This is a genomic window from Streptomyces sp. NPDC013187, from assembly GCF_042899705.1.
In the GTDB taxonomy this organism is placed as follows: Bacteria; Actinomycetota; Actinomycetes; order Streptomycetales; family Streptomycetaceae; genus Streptomyces; species Streptomyces hawaiiensis_A.
Window position 1 is genome coordinate 57,572 of sequence record NZ_JBIBAF010000018.1, and the last position, 15,866, is coordinate 73,437.

General features: G+C 72.5%; 14 protein-coding genes and 1 pseudogene. 10 read left to right on the top strand and 5 right to left on the bottom strand.

The features are described 5' to 3' along the window. Together ACFY5B_RS32370 and ACFY5B_RS32375 are read right to left on the bottom strand one after the other, a co-directional pair. Positions 1-252: pseudogene (locus ACFY5B_RS32370) on the bottom strand (hypothetical protein); the annotation flags it as partial. A 213-nt stretch (positions 253-465) separates the two neighbouring features. After that, positions 466-1,047, bottom strand: coding sequence for a sigma-70 family RNA polymerase sigma factor (locus ACFY5B_RS32375; protein WP_389976415.1), 582 nt, complete (start codon positions 1,045-1,047; stop codon positions 466-468). A 365-nt stretch (positions 1,048-1,412) separates the two neighbouring features. Here ACFY5B_RS32375 and ACFY5B_RS32380 point away from each other — a divergent pair, with 365 nt between their 5' ends. Both ACFY5B_RS32380 and ACFY5B_RS32385 read left to right on the top strand, forming a co-directional pair. Next, complete coding sequence (locus ACFY5B_RS32380) at positions 1,413-1,793, top strand: STAS domain-containing protein (protein ID WP_344466681.1); 381 nt, start codon at positions 1,413-1,415, stop codon at positions 1,791-1,793. 168 nt (positions 1,794-1,961) lie between these two features. After that, on the top strand, positions 1,962-2,474 hold the full coding sequence (locus ACFY5B_RS32385) for an EF-hand domain-containing protein (RefSeq protein ID WP_389976418.1): 513 nt from the start codon (positions 1,962-1,964) through the stop codon (positions 2,472-2,474). Positions 2,475-2,580: 106 nt separating this feature from the next. Here the strand turns inward: ACFY5B_RS32385 and ACFY5B_RS32390 are convergent, their stop codons facing one another. Then, positions 2,581-4,083, bottom strand: coding sequence for a class I adenylate-forming enzyme family protein (locus ACFY5B_RS32390; RefSeq protein WP_389976421.1), 1,503 nt, complete (start codon positions 4,081-4,083; stop codon positions 2,581-2,583). 89 nt (positions 4,084-4,172) lie between these two features. Between ACFY5B_RS32390 and ACFY5B_RS32395 the strand changes: the two genes are divergently transcribed. From ACFY5B_RS32395 to ACFY5B_RS32410, 4 genes are all read left to right on the top strand, one after another. After that, positions 4,173-5,369, top strand: a complete 1,197-nt coding sequence (locus tag ACFY5B_RS32395; RefSeq protein ID WP_389976424.1) for an amidohydrolase family protein — start codon at positions 4,173-4,175, stop codon at positions 5,367-5,369. Next, positions 5,369-6,502 (top strand): acyl-CoA dehydrogenase family protein, encoded by a 1,134-nt coding sequence (locus tag ACFY5B_RS32400; protein ID WP_389976427.1) that lies wholly within the window; start codon positions 5,369-5,371, stop codon positions 6,500-6,502. The genes ACFY5B_RS32395 and ACFY5B_RS32400 overlap by 1 nt, the downstream gene beginning before the upstream one ends. Positions 6,503-6,700: 198 nt before the next feature. After that, positions 6,701-7,597: an acyl-CoA dehydrogenase family protein gene (locus ACFY5B_RS32405; protein ID WP_389976746.1), complete on the top strand. Its 897-nt coding sequence runs from the start codon at positions 6,701-6,703 to the stop codon at positions 7,595-7,597. 443 nt (positions 7,598-8,040) lie between these two features. Then, positions 8,041-8,520, top strand: coding sequence for an ATP-binding protein (locus ACFY5B_RS32410; RefSeq protein WP_389976749.1), 480 nt, complete (start codon positions 8,041-8,043; stop codon positions 8,518-8,520). A gap of 485 nt (positions 8,521-9,005) precedes the next feature. Here ACFY5B_RS32410 and ACFY5B_RS32415 read toward each other — a convergent pair whose 3' ends face one another. After that, positions 9,006-9,932 (bottom strand): cyclase family protein, encoded by a 927-nt coding sequence (locus ACFY5B_RS32415; RefSeq protein ID WP_389976429.1) that lies wholly within the window; start codon positions 9,930-9,932, stop codon positions 9,006-9,008. Positions 9,933-10,036: 104 nt separating this feature from the next. Here ACFY5B_RS32415 and ACFY5B_RS32420 point away from each other — a divergent pair, with 104 nt between their 5' ends. The 3 genes from ACFY5B_RS32420 to ACFY5B_RS32430 all read left to right on the top strand — a co-directional run bounded on the left by ACFY5B_RS32420 (position 10,037) and on the right by ACFY5B_RS32430 (position 13,351). After that, positions 10,037-10,951 carry an SDR family oxidoreductase gene (locus tag ACFY5B_RS32420; RefSeq protein ID WP_389976432.1) on the top strand — a complete coding sequence of 305 codons (915 nt, stop codon included), beginning with the start codon at positions 10,037-10,039 and terminating at the stop codon, positions 10,949-10,951. A 202-nt stretch (positions 10,952-11,153) separates the two neighbouring features. Further along, on the top strand, positions 11,154-12,302 hold the full coding sequence (locus ACFY5B_RS32425; RefSeq protein ID WP_389976435.1) for an acyl-CoA dehydrogenase family protein: 1,149 nt from the start codon (positions 11,154-11,156) through the stop codon (positions 12,300-12,302). Then, positions 12,302-13,351 carry a Zn-dependent alcohol dehydrogenase gene (locus tag ACFY5B_RS32430; RefSeq protein ID WP_389976438.1) on the top strand — a complete coding sequence of 350 codons (1,050 nt, stop codon included), beginning with the start codon at positions 12,302-12,304 and terminating at the stop codon, positions 13,349-13,351. The genes ACFY5B_RS32425 and ACFY5B_RS32430 overlap by 1 nt, the downstream gene beginning before the upstream one ends. Before the next feature lie 111 nt (positions 13,352-13,462). On the opposite strand, the gene ACFY5B_RS32435 is transcribed toward ACFY5B_RS32430, so the two are convergent. Continuing rightward, on the bottom strand, positions 13,463-14,476 hold the full coding sequence (locus tag ACFY5B_RS32435) for a GlxA family transcriptional regulator (protein ID WP_389976441.1): 1,014 nt from the start codon (positions 14,474-14,476) through the stop codon (positions 13,463-13,465). Positions 14,477-14,560: 84 nt separating this feature from the next. Here ACFY5B_RS32435 and ACFY5B_RS32440 point away from each other — a divergent pair, with 84 nt between their 5' ends. Continuing rightward, positions 14,561-15,862: an MFS transporter gene (locus ACFY5B_RS32440; protein ID WP_389976444.1), complete on the top strand. Its 1,302-nt coding sequence runs from the start codon at positions 14,561-14,563 to the stop codon at positions 15,860-15,862. Positions 15,863-15,866 lie beyond the last annotated feature (4 nt).

The window sequence follows — 15,866 nt, forward strand, 5'->3', positions numbered from 1 at the left end:
TCTGCTCGCCCGGTCCACCGCGTCCTGCCGGTCCGCTCGGCTCGCCCGGTCCACCGCGTCCTGCCGGTCCACCCTGTCCCGCCGGTCGGCTCTGCTCGCCCGGTCCACCGCGTCCTGCCGGTCCGCTCGGCTCGCCCGGTCCACCGCGTCCTGCCGGTCCACCCTGTCCCGCCGGTCGGCTCTGCTTGCCCGGTCCACCGCGTCCTGCCGGTCCGCTCGGCTCGCCCGGTCCACCCTGTCCTGCCGGTCCACCCTGTCCCGCCGGTCGGCTCTGCTTGCCCGGTCCCGCCGTTGCCCCCGGTCCGCGCGGCCCGTCGGGCGTGCCGGATCCCGAAGGGGAGGCGAGGCCGCGCCCGCTGTCGCCGCTTTCATGTCGAATGCCGCTCTCGTCCCGGGCGTTGCCCTCTTCCTCGTGGCCGTAGTCCCCTTCGCCGTCCTCGTACGCCTCGAACCGGTCCGGCCCGTTCACACCGCACCCCCGTATCCGGGCGGTGCGCCCGGTGCCTCGGTGTCGTGGGCGGTGGCGAGCAGTTGCAGGCCGAGCCGCAGGCGGCGACGGGCCTCGTCCTCGGTGATGCCGAGGTCGGCTGCCGTCTGGCGGTAGTCGCGGCGCTGGAAGTAGGCCCGCTCCAGGGCCGAGCGCAGCGGGGTCGGCATGGACTGCACGATGTAGTCGGCGCGGGCGGCGACCGAGGCGCGGCGCACCCTGTGCTCCAGTTCCTCCGTGGTGCCGGAGCCGTCGCGGGCCAGGGCGGCGGTTTCGGTGGCGCGCAGTCGCTGCACGGCGAGCCGGTGGGTCAGGGTGGCGACCCAGGTGCGCAGCGGGCCCTGCCTCGGGTCGTAGGAGTCGGGGTGCTCCCACACGTGGATGAAGACCTCGCGGGTGATGCCGTCGGCGGCGCGCTCGTCGCCGAGCACGCGGTGGGCGAGGCCGTGCACGAGGGATGCGAACCGGTCGTAGAGCTCACCGAGGGCTGCCGCTTCGCCGCGGGCGAGCCGCTGCTGCATCTTGCGGTCCCAGCGAGGCGGTACGTCCTTTTTCGCCATGCGGCCCCCTCACCCCCCTGCTCGTGTCCCGCGCCCGTGACTCTGTCCAGCGTGTGCCCGATGTCTCCTCGAATGTAGTCGGCACGTCCGGTGGCGCACGCCCCTTTGTGGCAATGTGCGCCCCCTGAGCGGCTGCAAGTGGTAGAGGACCATCGGCGCTCGCACCGAATGCCTTTGGGCTCGCGCCTACCCCGCCGTCCTCCGATCAGACATGACCGAAAAAGGATCGAACAGGATCGAAGTCGGCTAAATCAAGCCTCTTCCGCGGGGGATCCGTTTTCCGGGTTGCGTTTCAGGGAACCGCCGCTGGGCAGCCGCGCTGCAAGGAAGCGTAGGGTCTGCTTCCGGTTTGGCGATCGAAGGGCTTGGTGGTGACCTTCAAAGTGACCGGCGGCGAGCATGGCGAATGGGCCGTGCTCCAGGTGTCGGGCGAGCTGGATCTGGTGACGTCGCCGGTGCTGCGTCAGCGCGTGCACGACGTGGTGGCCGAGGGGCATCACTGTCTCGTCCTGGATCTGTCCGAGGTGTTCTTCTGCGACTCCAGCGGCGTCGGCGTGCTCATCGCGGCCCGCCGGCTGATCCGTTCCTGCCAGGGCCGGCTGCGCCTCGTGCTGCCCGCCCGGGGTGCGGCCGACGGGTCCCACGTCAACCGGGTCCTCGGCGCGCTGGGCGTACGCAGACTGTTCGACGTGTACGGCGATGTGGACGCCGCCCTCGGCGACGAGGGCGAACCCCTGTCCGCGTGACGGCCCGATGACGCACGGTACGGCGAATGTCGCCGTTCCGACACGCCGTTGTCCCGGAATTCCCCCGGTCTTGGCACAAGTGACGTTTTCGCGCGCCCGAACGGCTCCCTCCGTCGTACGCTCCGACGCAGACGTACCCCACCCGACGTAAGGCGGCCCGAAAGAGACATGGTCAGCAGCGAGTACGAGCGCAGGATCGCCGCCCGGTTCGCCACCTTCGACCAGGACGGCAACGGCTACATCGACCGCGAGGACTTCTACGGGGCGGCCAAGGCGCTGCTCGAGGAGTTCGGCGTGACGGCCCGCTCCGACAAGGGGCAGGCGCTGTACGGTGGCGCCGAGGCCTTCTGGCAGGGCATGGCCGGGATGGCGGACCGCGACGGTGACCAGCGCATCACGCGCCAGGAGTTCGTCAACGGCGCGGTCAAGCGCCTGCGCGACAACCCCGACCGGTTCGCCGAGATCGCCCGCCCCTTCCTGCACGCCGCCCTGGACGTCGCGGACACCGACGGTGACGGGGCGGCGACGATCGAGGAGGCCGGCCGCGTCCTGCAGTGCCTCGGCGTCCCCGAGGACGCCGCCGGACCGGCCGCAGCCACGCTCGACGCGGACGGTGACGGCAAGGTCGGCGAAGCCGAGGTCGTACCCGCCTTCGCCCGCTATTTCACCGTGCCCGAGTAGGGCCACGCGTCCGCGCCGCGGGGGTTGTTCTCGGGCGGGCGGCTGCGGGCCGCCCGTGGTTGTTCGCGCAGTTCCCCAGGCCTCTGGGGGGCCTGCCCGCTGTGGGTCACGTGCCCGAATAGCGCTCGCGAAGTCTGTACTTCAGCACCTTCCGCAGGGTCTCGCCCCGCGGAAGGGCGTCCACCACCTCCAGCCGCTCGGGCAGCTTGTGCACCGACAGCCCCTCGGCGCGCAGGAAGGCGGTCACGCCCGCGAGCGTCAAGGCCTCGGCCCCCGGCGGCTGTTCCACCACCGCGCACACCAGCTCGCCGCGCGCCGCGTCGGGCAACCCGATCACGGCCACGTCCCCGACCGCTGGATGCCGGTGCAGCAGGTCCTCGATCTCCTGGGCCGAGATGTTCTCGCCCTTGCGGATGATCACGTCCTTCAGCCGGCCGGTGAGCACCAGGTGCCCGGTGTCCGTGAGCCGCCCGAGATCGCCGGTGCGCAGGAAGCCCTCGTCGTCGAAGGCCTCAGCCGTCTGCTTCGGATCCAGGTACCCGCGGCACACGGCCTCCCCGCGCAGCCGCACCTCCCCGTCCACGATCCGGATCTCCATCCCCTCCGGCGGCCGTCCCTCGGTCGTCGCCAGCAGTTCGGGACCGTCGTCGGGCGCCCCCATGGTGATCATCGGCACCTCGGTCATGCCGTACCCGTGGGTGAGCTGCACGCCCATCTCGCGCACGACCGCGTGGTAGAGCTCCGGCGGTTTGGGCGCCCCGCCGCCCGCCAGCAGTCGCAGCGACGGCACCACCGGCTCTTCCGGCCGCTTGCGCTGCTCCGCCAGGAACATCGAGTAGAACGCCGTCGACCCGCCCGCCATCGTCACCCCGTGCGCGCGGTACGCCGCCAGCGCGTCCGGCAGCGCGAACTGCTCGAACAGCACCGCCGGGAAGCCGTACAGCAGCAGCATCACCGTGTAGTCGGGGCCGCCGATGTGGGCGTACGGGAAGGCGATCGAGCCGACGTCGTCCGCCGAGGGGCGCAGCGCGTGCGCGAGGCACGAGCCGCCCGCCAGCAGTGAACGGTCCGTGTGCAGCACGCCCTTGGGGTCGGAGGTAGTACCGGACGTCCAGTAGATCCAGCGCACCGCGGTGCCGTCCGGGGGCGGGGGAGGCAGCAGGGACGGATCGCCGTCGGGCAGGTCCTCGTAGGCCTCGAAGACACCCTTCGCGCCCAGCCGCCGGGCCATCTCCGCGTGGTCGAAGCCGCGCCAGGTGCCCGGCACCGCGAAGAACTCCGCCCTGGACTCGCGCAGCGCGAAGCCGACCTCGCGGTCCCGGTGGAAGGGGATCACCGGGGTCTGCACGGCGCCCAGGCGGGCCAGGGCGAAGGACAGGACGGCCGTCTCGATGCGGGTGGGCAGCTGCCAGGCGACCACCGTGCCCGGGCGTACGCCCATGCGGTACAGCCCGGCCGCGACCCGCTCGGCGCGGGCGTGCAGCGCCTCGAAGGTGAGCGTGCGGCCGTCCTGGTGGAACAGCGGCCGGTCGGGGGTGAGGGCCGCGCGGCGGGTGACCAGCTCCCACAGCGTGCCGGACGCACTCAGGGCGTGCGGGGTCTCGTTCACGGATGCCCCCTGCTCCTTGGCTGACGTGCCGTCAGATGCGATGCTATCTGACGCTGCATCAGATAAGTACCGTCCGGCGGAGGGGACCCATGGCGACCGAACTGCCCCGCATCATCAGCGTCGACGACCACGTGATCGAGCCCGCCCACCTCTTCGACACCTGGCTGCCGGCCAAGTACCGCGAGCGCGGCCCCCGGGCGCTGACCGCCGGCATCGGTGAACTCGCCTACATCGGCGGCAAGTACCGGATCACCATGGACCCGGACGGCCAGCCCACCGACTGGTGGATCTACGAGGACCTGAAGTTCCCGTACAAGCGCAACATCGCCGCCGTCGGTTTCGATCGGGACGAGATGACCCTGGAGGGCATCACCCGCGAGGAGATGCGGCCCGGCTGCTGGGACCCCAAGGAGCGCCTGAAGGACATGGATCTCAACCATGTCGAGGCGAGTCTCTGCTTCCCCAGCTTCCCGCGGTTCTGCGGCCAGACCTTCGCCGAGGCGCACGACAAGGAGGTCGCCCTCGCCTGCGTGCGCGCCTACAACGACTGGATGGTCGAGGAGTGGTGCGGCGACAGCGGCGGGCGGCTCATCCCGCTCTGCCTGATCCCGCTGTGGGACGTCGGGCTGGCGGTCGAGGAGATCCGACGCAACGCCGCACGCGGGGTGAAGGCGGTGACCTTCTCCGAGATCCCCACCCACCTCGGGCTGCCGTCCATCCACTCCGGCTACTGGGACCCGTTCTTCGCGGTCTGCCAGGAGACCGGGACGGTCGTCAACATGCACATCGGCTCGTCCTCGCAGATGCCCGCCGCCTCCCCCGACGCCCCGCCCGCCGTCCAGGCCTCCCTCAGCTTCAACAACGCCATGGCCTCGATGATGGACTTCCTCTTCAGCGGGGTCCTGGTGCGCTTTCCACGCCTGAAACTCGCCTACTCCGAGGGCCAGATGGGCTGGGTCCCGTACGCCCTGGAGCGTGCCGACGACGTCTGGGAGGAGCACCGGGCCTGGGGCGGCGTGCGCGACACGATCCCCGAGCCGCCGTCCACGTACTACTACCGGCAGATGTTCTGCTGCTTCTTCCGCGACAAGCACGGCGTGGCGTCCCTGGACGTGGTGGGCCGCGACAACGCCACCTTCGAGACCGACTACCCGCACGTCGACTCGACCTTCCCGCACACCAAGGAGGTCGCCCTCGACCACGTCGGGGGCCTCGACGACGAGACGGTGTACAAGCTGATGCGGGGCAACGCCATCCGGATGCTCGACCTGGACCTCGACCGCTGATGGACCTGTCGGACACGCCCGAGGAGCAGGCCTTCCGGGCCCGGCTGCGGGAGTGGCTCGCGGCGGTGCTCCCCGGTCTCCCGCCCCAGCCGTCCCCCGGCGACTGGCCGGGGCGGCGGGCCTACGACCTCGGCTGGCAGCGCCGGCTCCACGACGCCGGATACGCCGGCGTCCACTGGGACGCCGCCCCGGGCGTCCGCCTGATCTTCCTGGAGGAGACCGAGAAGGCGGGCGCGCCCTATGTGGGCGCCAACTTCGTGGGGCTGCTGCACGCCGGCCCGACCATCGCCGCCGAGGGCACGGCGGCCCAGCGGGAGCGCTGGCTGCCGCCGATCCTGCGCGGCGAGGAGGTCTGGTGCCAGGGCTTCAGCGAACCGGACGCCGGTTCCGACCTGGCGGCCCTGCGCACCCGCGCGAGGCGCGACGGCGACGCCTACGTGGTGACCGGCTCCAAGATCTGGACCTCCCACGCGGAAGTCGCCGACTGGTGCGAGCTGTTGGTCCGCACCGACCCCGACGCCCCCAGGCACCGGGGCATCACCTGGCTCGCCCTGCCCATGGACGCGCCGGGCGTCACCGTACGGCCGCTGCGCACGCTGGCCGGGTCGGCCGAGTTCGCCGAGGTGTTCCTGGACGAGGTGCGGGTTCCGGTGGCCAACCGGGTCGGGGACGAGAACGACGGCTGGCGCGTGACCATGGTGACCCTGTCCTTCGAACGCGGTACGGCGTTCGCGGGCGAGGTCGTGGCCTGCCGGCGCGTGCTGGGCGAACTGGCCGTCGAGGCCCGCAAGAACGGCCGCTGGGACGACCCCGGCCTCCGACGCCGACTGGGCGGGCTGCACGCGGAGTTCCGGGCGCTGTGGCGGCTCACCCAGTGGAACGTCAGCGCGGCGGAGGCGTCGGGCGGGGTGCCGGGCGCCGGCGGCTCGGTCTTCAAGCTCCGCTACTCCCAGGCCCGCCAGGAGCTCTACGACGCCGCCGCCGAGGTGCTCGGCCCCGACTGCCTCGACCTGGACCGGCCGTGGACCCTCGACCGGCTGTCCTCCCTGGCGTACACGATCGCGGCCGGCACGTCGCAGATCCAGCACAACATCATCGCCGAGCGCATCCTCGGCCTGCCGAAGGGACGGTGAGCCGCCGTGCGGTTCCGTCTGACCGACGACCAGCGGGCCCTGCGGGAGGGGGTGCGCGAGGCGCTGGCCCGGTGCTTCGACGGGGAGGCGTTGCGGGCGGCGGCGGAGGGTGCGGGCGGGGGCGGTGCGAGGGGCGCCGGGATCGGTGGTGAGGTGGCGTGGCGTTCCGGGGGTGGCGGTGCGGACGCGGGGCGGCCAGTGGTCGCAGCTGGCGAAACGGGGCGTGGTTCCGAGGGCGGCGGTGCTGCCCCGGGACGTTCAGCGGCGGACGACGGCGGTACGGGGAGTGACGGGTCGGGGTCCGGCGCGGGGCCTGGTGGGGTGGTGCGGCTCGATCGTGGGGTGTGGCGGGCCCTCGGTGACCTCGGGTTCTTCGCGTTGCGGCTGCCGGAGGCGGAGGGCGGGGTCGGACTCGGGCTGCCGGAGGCCGTGTTGGTGTTCGAGGAGGCGGGGCGGGTGCTGCTGCCCGGGCCGCTCGTCGCCACCCACCTCGCGGCCGGGGCCGTACCGGGCGCCGCCACCGGGGAGACGGTGGTCGCGGCGGTGGACGGCGGGCTCGTGGAGTGGCTGGCGGAGGCGGACGTCGTGCACGGGGACGCCACCGGGGCCGTGCCCCTGCGCTCGCTGGACCCGCTGACGCCCCTGCACCGGGTGGCCGCCGGGCGGCGCGCACCCGACCCCGTCGCGATCCTGCTCAGCGCCGCCGAGCAACTCGGCACGGCCGTCCGCGTCGGCGAACTCGCGGCGCAACACGCCCGGGCGCGCGAACAGTTCGGACGGCCCATCGGTGCCTTCCAGGCGGTGGCGCATCTCTGCGCGGGGATCCTGGTCCGGGCGGAGACGGCCCGTGCCGCGGTGTACGCGGCCGCCGTCACCGCCGACCCGGCCGACATCGCCGCGGCCCGGCTCCTCGCCGACGAGGCCGCCGTGCGCGGCGCCCGCGACTGTCTCCAGGTGCACGGCGGCATGGGCTTCACCTGGGAGTCCGAGGTTCATCTGCATCTGAAACGCGCATGGGTTCGAACCCAACGTGCGGGCGGTGTCACGGAGAGTGAGGAGGTGCTCGCGGCGGCTCTGGCGTCCGGGACGGTCTGACGGGCCGTCTGGCTGCGGCGCCGCCCCACAGGTTCCCGGAGATGTCGCGGATCGTGGCATACCGGAATCACGGAGCGTTGATACCGGCTTGTGTCCTCAGCGTGACTCGCTACGGCCTGGAGTCGATTGCCCGCTCCGGTACCTTGTGTCGAATGCGAGTGGCTCCGAGCGCAGTGCGACCCCGTGGCGCCGCCTGTTCGACTGCCCGCGGCGAGCGTCGCACAGTATGCCGCACGGGTACTCCTTCGCGCTGGAATATGCCCGAAGCGCTTGTTGGCGTGACTGTACGTCAACCATGCTGTCCCACAAGGGATTCACGTTGCGTGATCCTTGTCCCGGCCGTTGTTCTGGCCATGCAGAAAATGGCTACGATCGTGGCCCTCGTGAGGCGCGAGCCTAAGTGTCCGCCGGTTCGGATGGTGTGAGCGGTGCAGGTGCTTCAAGTGCAGCTGGAGATCCGGCCCGACCCCGCAGAAGTGGGGCGGGCCCGGCGGTGGGCCCGCTCCCGCCTGGCCGGGTCCGGCATACAGGCCGACGAACCCCTCGCCGAGACGCTGGTCCTGCTCGTCTCCGAACTCGTCACCAACGCCGTGGTGCACACCGGCCGTCCCGCCGTCCTGCGGCTGTCCCTGCCGCCCGTGGTGACGGACGAGGCCACGGTCCGGCTCGAGGTCGCGGACCGCAGCGGCCGGGCCCCCGTGCCCCGGTGCGCCGGCGACGACGCGACCGGCGGCCGGGGTCTGGCGCTCGTGGACGGCCTCGCCGACCGCTGGGGCTGGAGCGTCGAGGCCACCGGCAAGCGCATCTGGTGCGAACTGGACCGGTGTGCGAAGTCCGGCGACCTGACGGCCTCGTGCGGGGGCGCCGCCGTGGTGTACGACGGCGGGGCGCCGTTCGAGGGCCTGGCGTACGAAGCGGTGTAGTGCCGCCGCAGGCGGTCCGCGCCTGCCGGATGCGGCCCGCGCCTGCCGGATGTGGTGTACGGCGGCACATGCCGCGGGTGTGTGCGGCGGGGCCGGGGCATCGATGCACCGGGTCGGCGGGTTCGGCCGGGCCATGCGGCGATGCGCCGGGACGTGCTTCCGTGCGCGCCTACGGCAAAAGCCTCAACTGCGACATATCGCCGAACGGGTGTTGACGGGTCGTGACCGCTTGCTCACGCTTGTGGGCAGCGATTCGCCGAGAGGGGACGACGAGGGCTTCGGTGGACGGCAGCCCTCGACGAGTGTGAGTCGCGATTCGGCGTCGGCTTCCTTCAGGGCCAGGGAGCCGGGGCGGGAGCGCCGGAGTCGGGTGGCGGCGCGCGCTGCCGTGCTCGGGGCGAGCAGCGCGGCGCCGCCATCCAGCTGCAGCGGGTGGCGGCCCGGTGCGGCGACGGGGCCTGTGGCCCGCCGGACCGCAGGGCGGTTCACAGGACGGCGACGGGCGCCACCGGCGAGCCGGTCGCCCCGGTGAAGGGCTCGGGGGTGGCCGTCAGCAGGAACGCGTACCGCCCCGCTTCTCCACAGGCTGTGGACAACGTTTCGAGATTCCAGTTCTGGCCCTGCGGCATGCCCATCTCCACGAGGTGGAGCGCGTGCACCGGAAGCCAGAGGTCCGCCACCTCCGGCGGGAACACCTCGAAGGTCAGGGTGTCGTTGGCGACGGCCGCGACGTCGCGCGCGTGGAACCACTCCGGCGTACGGATCGACAGCCCCGGCGACGGATACGCGTAGCCGTGCCGGTCGCCGGCCAGGCAGGTCCGCATCTGCCCGGTCCGCACGAGCACGATGTCGCCGGCCCCGACCCGTGTGCCGGCCAGCTCCTCGGCGGCGTCCAGGTCCTCGGGCGTGACGGCGTACCCGCCGTCGAGCCGGTCCGTGCCGCGGGCCCGGGCGACGTCCAGCAGTACTCCGCGTGAGACCACGTGCCGGACCGTGCCGATGCCGCTGAACCCGGCGCCACCGTGCGGGGTGACGGTGCCGGCCGGGCGGCCGTTGTAGAGCCGGCCTGAGTGCGAGACGTGCGGCAGCGCGTCCCAGTGGGTGGCCGCCTGGAGTCCCATGGTCACGACGTCGTCGCTGCACGCGACCGTGCCCGGGCCGAAGACCTCCTGGTTGATCTGCACCATGGCGTGCAGGGGGTTGACGCGTCCGGGGATCACGCCGGTCTGCACGCCGTCCTGCTGGAGGGGCAGGGCGAGGGGAATGCGCAGGCCGCTGCGGACGGTCGCCGCGGCCTGCCTGACGACCTCGTCGGTGATCAGGTTCAGCGTGCCGATCTCGTCGTCGGCTCCCCAACGCCCCCAGTTGTTCACGCGTTCGGCGATGTCGTGGAACGCGTCCGGCAGCGACATGAGTCCTCCCCGGGGCTTGTCTTCCCGTATCTGACGGGCCGTAGAATTCGGGAACCGACAATCTAACGGTCCGTCAGAAACCGTGGGACGGGAAGGGGCCGGGCGTGGGGAACTTCTTGGCAGGCAAGGTCGTCGCCGTCACGGGTGCGGGGCGGGGCATCGGCCGGGCGGTCGCGCTCGCGGCGGCGGCCGAGGGTGCGAAGGTCGTGGTCAACGACTACGGCGTCGCGGTCGACGGGGGCTCGCCGACCAGTGAGGTCGCCCAGGCCGTGGTGAAGGAGATCGAGGCGGCGGGCGGGGAGGCGGTGGCCGTCGCCGACGACATCTCCACGATGGCGGGCGGGCAGCGGGTCGTCGACGTGGCGCTGACCTCGTACGGGCGGCTGGACGGTGTGGTCTGCGTGGCCGGGATCCTGCGCGAGCGGATGCTGTTCAACATGACCGAGGAGGAGTGGGACCCGGTCGTCGCGACGCACCTGAAGGGCACGTTCACGGTGTTCCGGGCGGCGTCCGCGATCATGCGGAAGCAGCGGACCGGGACGTTGATCGGCTTCACCAGCGGCAACCACCAGGGGTCCGTCTCCCAGGCCAACTACAGCGCCGCGAAGGGCGGGATCATCTCCCTGGTGCGCAGCGCCGCGCTGGGGCTGCACAAGTACGGGGTGACCGCGAACGCGGTGGCGCCGGTGGCGCGGACGCGGATGTCGGCGGGCGTGCCGATGGAGCTGGCCGAGATCGGCGAGCCGGAGGATGTCGCCGCGCTGGTGGTGTACCTGCTGTCCGACGCGGCCTCCCGGGAGGGGATCACCGGGCAGGTGTACACGGTGGCCGGGGCGAAGATCGCGGTGTGGGCGCAGCCGAGGGAGTTGCGTGCCGCGTATGCCTCCGGCGGATGGACGGTGGAACGGATCGCGGAGTTTCTGCCGGGGTCGGTGGGGGTGGATCCGATGCCGTTGCTGGAGCGGGTGGGGGAGATGGAGAGGGCGGCGGGTCGGGGGGAGCGGCCGAACGCCCAGTAGCTCGGGGGTGGGGGCGTGTGGCGGGTGCGGGTGGTTCGTGGTCGTTCGCGCAGTTCCCCGCGTCCTTGTGGGGGCGTCGAGCCGCGGGCAGTCGTGCCGCTTGGGGCGGCGCGGGTGGGCGCGGGCGGCACCCCGCGGCGCCGGGTTGCGCGCGCCCCGCCTCAGCGTCATCGGACAGTCACTTCGATCCAAGGCGGCGACCGTGGACTTCGGATTTGCCCGAGAGGACCAGGAGTTTCGTGACGAAGCCCGGGTCTGGCTTGCCGAGAACGTCAAAGGCGCGACGGACCGGCGCACTTGGGAGCGCACGCTCGGTGCAGCCGGTTGGATCGGGCTCGGTTGGGGCGCGGACGGCTACGGCAATCGCACGGCCACCCTCCCCCAGCAGGTCGTCTGGGCCGAGGAGTACGCGCGGTCGGGGGCGCCGCCGCGTTCCGGGCACATCGGGGAGAACCTGCTCGCGCCCACGCTCCTCGCCCACGGCAGTGACGAGCAGAAGTCGCGCTTCCTGCCTCCGATCGCCGCCGGAGTGGAACTGTGGTGCCAGGGATACAGCGAACCCGGCGCCGGATCGGACCTGGCCGGAATCCGGACCGCGGCCGTGCCCGAGCCGGACGGCCTCGGGTACCGGGTCAGCGGACAGAAGATCTGGACGTCGCTCGCCCACGAGGCGGACTGGTGCTTCGTACTGGCCAGGACCGAACGCGGCTCGGTGCGGCACCACGGCCTGTCCTTCCTGATCGTTCCCATGGACCAGCCCGGCCGGATCGAGGTCCGTCCCATCCGGCAGATGACCGGCACCAGCGACTTCAACGAGGTCTTCTTCGACGGCGCCCGCGCGGAGCACGTCGTCGGCGGCGCGGGCAACGGCTGGCGCGTCGCCATGAGCCTGCTCGGCTTCGAACGGGGTGTGTCCACGCTCGCCCAGCAGATCGGCTTCGCCGAGGAACTGGCCGCGGTGGTGCGGGCGGCCGTGTCGTCGGGCGCGGTGCGGGACCCCGTCGTACGGGAACGGCTCGTGCGGCAGTGGGCCGAGCTGCGCACGATGCGCTGGAACGCCCTGCGTACGCTGGGGGGTTCCGGTGACGCGGGCGCCCCGAGCGTGGCCAAGCTGCTGTGGGCCGGCTGGCACCAGCGGCTCGGGGAGCTGGCCGTGCTGGTGCGCGGCGCGGCGGCAGGGGTGGGCCCCGCCGACTGGTCGGCCCCGGCGCCGTACGAACTGGACGCCGCGCAGCACCTGTTCCTCTTCTCGCGGGCCGACACGATCTACGGCGGCTCTGACCAGATCCAGCGCACGATCATCGCCGAGCGGGTGCTCGGCCTGCCCAGGGAGCCCAAGGGGGCCGTGTGATGCGAGGCGTGATCTTCGACGGGAAGCAGGTCCGGGTCGTGACGGACCTGGAGGTGAGCGAGCCCGGGCCGGGCGAGGTGCGGGTCGCGATCTCGGCGGCCGGGCTGTGCCACAGCGATCTGTCGGTGGTGGACGGGACCATCCCCTTCCCCGTGCCCGTGGTGCTCGGCCATGAGGGGGCCGGGGTCGTGGAGGCGGTGGGTGTGGGCGTCACCCATGTCGCGCCCGGGGACCATGTGGCGCTGTCCACCCTGGCGAACTGCGGTACGTGCGCGGAGTGCGACCGGGGGCGGCCGACCATGTGCCGGCGGGCCATCGGGCGCCCGGGCCGGCCGTTCGGTCACGGCGGCTCACCGGTGCACCAGTTCGCGTCCAACTCGGCGTTCGCCGAGCGCACGGTCGTCAAGGCCGTACAGGCGGTCCGCATCCCCGACGACATCCCGCTGACCTCGGCCGCGCTCATCGGGTGCGGGGTGCTGACCGGGGTGGGCGCCGTACTGAACCGGGCGCGGGTGGACCGCGGTGACAGCGTCCTGGTCATCGGGACGGGCGGCATCGGCCTGAACGTGCTCCAGGGGGCCCGGCTGGCGGGCGCCGGGCGGATCGTGGCCGTCGACGCCAACCCGGCGAAGGAGGAGGCCGCACGCCGGTTCGGTGCCACCGACTTCCTGACGTCCGCCGAGGCGGTGCCGGAGCTGCTGCCCACGGGTGTGGACCACGCCTTCGAGTGCGTCGGCCGGGTGGAGCTGATCCGGCAGGCGATCGACGCGCTGGACCGGCACGGCCAGGCGATCCTCCTCGGGGTCCCGCCCGCCACGGCCGAGGCGTCCTTCCGCGTCTCCTCGATGTACCTGGACAAGTCCATCCTGGGCTGCCGCTACGGTTCCTCACGCCCGCAGCGCGACATCGCCCTGTACGCCGAGCTGTACCGCCAAGGGCGCCTCCTGCTCGACGAACTGGTCACCCGGACCTATCCGGTCGAGGACTTCGAGAAGGCGGCGGCGGACGCGGAGGCCGGACGGGTGGCGCGGGCGGTGCTCACCTTCTGAGGACGGCGGCAGTGCTCACCTTTGAGGACGGGATCACCTTGCGGACGGGATCACCTTGAGGACGGGATCACTTTGAGGACGGCGCTGGTCACCTTCTGAGGGCCGCGGTGCTCACTTCCTGAGAGCGGCGGCCCCGTCGTTCTCCGCCCGGAACGTCCGCCGGTAGGCCGTGGGCGTGACACCCAGGGCCGTCTGGAGGTGCTGGCGCATCGACTGGGCCGTGCCGAAGCCCGCGTCCCGGGCCACCTGGTCGACGGAGCGGTCGGTGGACTCCAGGAGGTGGCGGGCCCGCTCCACCCGCTGCTGGGTGAGCCACTGGCCGGGGCTGACGCCGGTCTCCTCGCGGAAGCGGCGGGTGAAGGTGCGCACCGACATGGACTCCCGGGCGGCCATGTCGCGCAGCTGGATCGGTTCGTGGAGACGGCCCAGGGCCCAGGCGCGGGCCGAGGTCGTCGTCGCCTGCTGCGGGTCCGGTACCGGCCGGTGGATGTACTGCGCCTGACCGCCGTCGCGGTGCGGCGGTACGACCGTGCGGCGGGCCACGTCGTTCGCGACCGCTGTGCCGTGGTCCCGGCGCACCATGTGCAGGCACAGGTCGATGCCGGCCGCGACACCGGCGGAGGTCAGGACGTCGCCGTCATCGATGAACAGGACGTCGGGGTCGACCTCGACACGCGGGAAGAGACGCTGCAAACGGTCGGCGTCGGCCCAGTGCGTGGTGGCGGGGCGGCCGTCCAGGAGACCGGCGGCGGCGAGGACGTAGACGCCGATGCAGATCGCCGCGAGCCGGGTGCCGGGGCGGATGTGGGCCAGGGCGGCGGCCAGTTCGCCGGTGAGCACGCCCTGCTCGAAGACCGGGCCGAGTTCGTACGACGCCGGGATGATCACGGTGTCGGCGGTGGCCAGGGTCTCGGGGCCGTGCTCGACCTGGATGGCGAAGTCGGCGTCGGTCTGCACCGGGCCCGGGGGACGGACCGAGCAGGTGACGACGTCGTACAGCAGGCGTCCCTCGGCGTCGCGGGGGCGGCCGAAGATGCGGTGCGGGATGCCCAGCTCGAAGGGGAGCAGGCCGTCCAGGGCGAGGACGACCACGCGGTGCGGGCGGAACTCCGGCTCACGGCTCATGCTCCGATCCTATGGCCCGATCCTGACGAATGCTGTCCTCCGGGCCACTCGATGGCGTGCACCGCAGGCCGGAAGCTCTATGTCGTGACCCAGACAACCGAAGCAGCGGCTGTGCGGCAGCCGCCGGAGCCGACCCGTGCGCGCGTGCACCGCGCATGGTTCGTCGCCGCCGTGACCTTTGTGACGATCATCGGCGCCGCCGCCTTCCGTTCCGTGCCGGGCCTGCTCATCGACCCGCTGCACGAGGAGTTCGACTGGTCGCGCGGCACGATCGGCGCCGCCGTCTCGGTGAACCTGGCGCTGTACGGTCTGACGGCCCCGTTCGCGGCGGCCCTGATGGACCGCTTCGGCATCCGCCGGGTCGTCGCGGTCGCCCTGACCGTGATCGCCGCCGGTTCCTGGCTCACCGTGTGGATGACCGCGGCCTGGCAGCTGATGCTGTGCTGGGGCCTGCTCGTCGGCCTCGGCTCCGGCTCCATGGCGCTGGCCTTCGCGGCGACCGTCACCAACCGCTGGTTCACCGCACGGCGCGGCCTGGTCAGCGGCATCCTCACCGCCGCCTCGGCCTCCGGCCAGCTGATCTTCCTGCCCCTGCTGTCCTGGATCATCGACCGGTACGACTGGCGCCCGGCGGCCGTGACGGTCGCGCTCGCCGCGCTCGCGGTCGTGCCGTTCGTGTGGCTCCTGCTGCACGACCACCCGGCCGACGTCGGCCAGAAGCCGTACGGGGCGGCCGAGTTCGTGCCGAAGCCGGCGCCCGTCCGCGGTGCGGCCCGCCGGGCCGTGACCGTCCTGCTCTCCGCCGTGCGCACCGGCCCGTTCTGGCTGCTCGCCGGCACCTTCGCGATCTGCGGCGCCTCCACCAACGGCCTGATCCAGACCCACTTCATCCCCGCGGCCCACGACGAGCACATGCCCGTCCAGGCCGCCGCGTCCCTGCTCGCGGTCATCGGCGTCTTCGACGTCGTCGGCACGATCGCCTCCGGCTGGTTCACGGACCGCTTCGAGCCGCGCCGCCTGCTGGCGGTGTACTACGCGCTGCGGGGCGTGTCGCTGATGTTCCTCCCGCTCCTGCTGGGCCCCGCGGTCCACCCTCCGATGATCTTCTTCATCGTCTTCTACGGCCTCGACTGGGTCGCCACGGTCCCGCCGACCCTCGCCCTGTGCCGCGAGCAATACGGCGAGGACAGCGCGATCGTCTTCGGCTGGGTCCTCGCCTCCCACCAGGTCGGGGCCGCCCTCGTCGCCTTCCTGGGCGGTGTCGCCCGCGACACGTTCGGCACGTACGACGTGGTCTGGTACGCGTCGGGGGCGCTGTGCGCGGCGGCGGCGTTGATGGCGCTGGTGATCCGGCGGCGCGGGGCGGGGACGGCGGTGGGGAGCTGAGGGG

Bases quoted from the DNA above. Each gene is read 5' to 3' on its own strand.
- ACFY5B_RS32375 (WP_389976415.1), bottom strand. From the start codon at position 1,047: ATGGCGAAAAAGGACGTACCGCCTCGCTGGGACCGCAAGATGCAGCAG.
- ACFY5B_RS32385 (WP_389976418.1), top strand. From the start codon at position 1,962: ATGGTCAGCAGCGAGTACGAGCGCAGGATCGCCGCCCGGTTCGCCACC.
- ACFY5B_RS32395 (WP_389976424.1), top strand. From the start codon at position 4,173: ATGGCGACCGAACTGCCCCGCATCATCAGCGTCGACGACCACGTGATC.
- ACFY5B_RS32400 (WP_389976427.1), top strand. From the start codon at position 5,369: ATGGACCTGTCGGACACGCCCGAGGAGCAGGCCTTCCGGGCCCGGCTG.
- ACFY5B_RS32415 (WP_389976429.1), bottom strand. From the start codon at position 9,932: ATGTCGCTGCCGGACGCGTTCCACGACATCGCCGAACGCGTGAACAAC.
- ACFY5B_RS32430 (WP_389976438.1), top strand. From the start codon at position 12,302: ATGCGAGGCGTGATCTTCGACGGGAAGCAGGTCCGGGTCGTGACGGAC.
- ACFY5B_RS32435 (WP_389976441.1), bottom strand. From the start codon at position 14,476: ATGAGCCGTGAGCCGGAGTTCCGCCCGCACCGCGTGGTCGTCCTCGCC.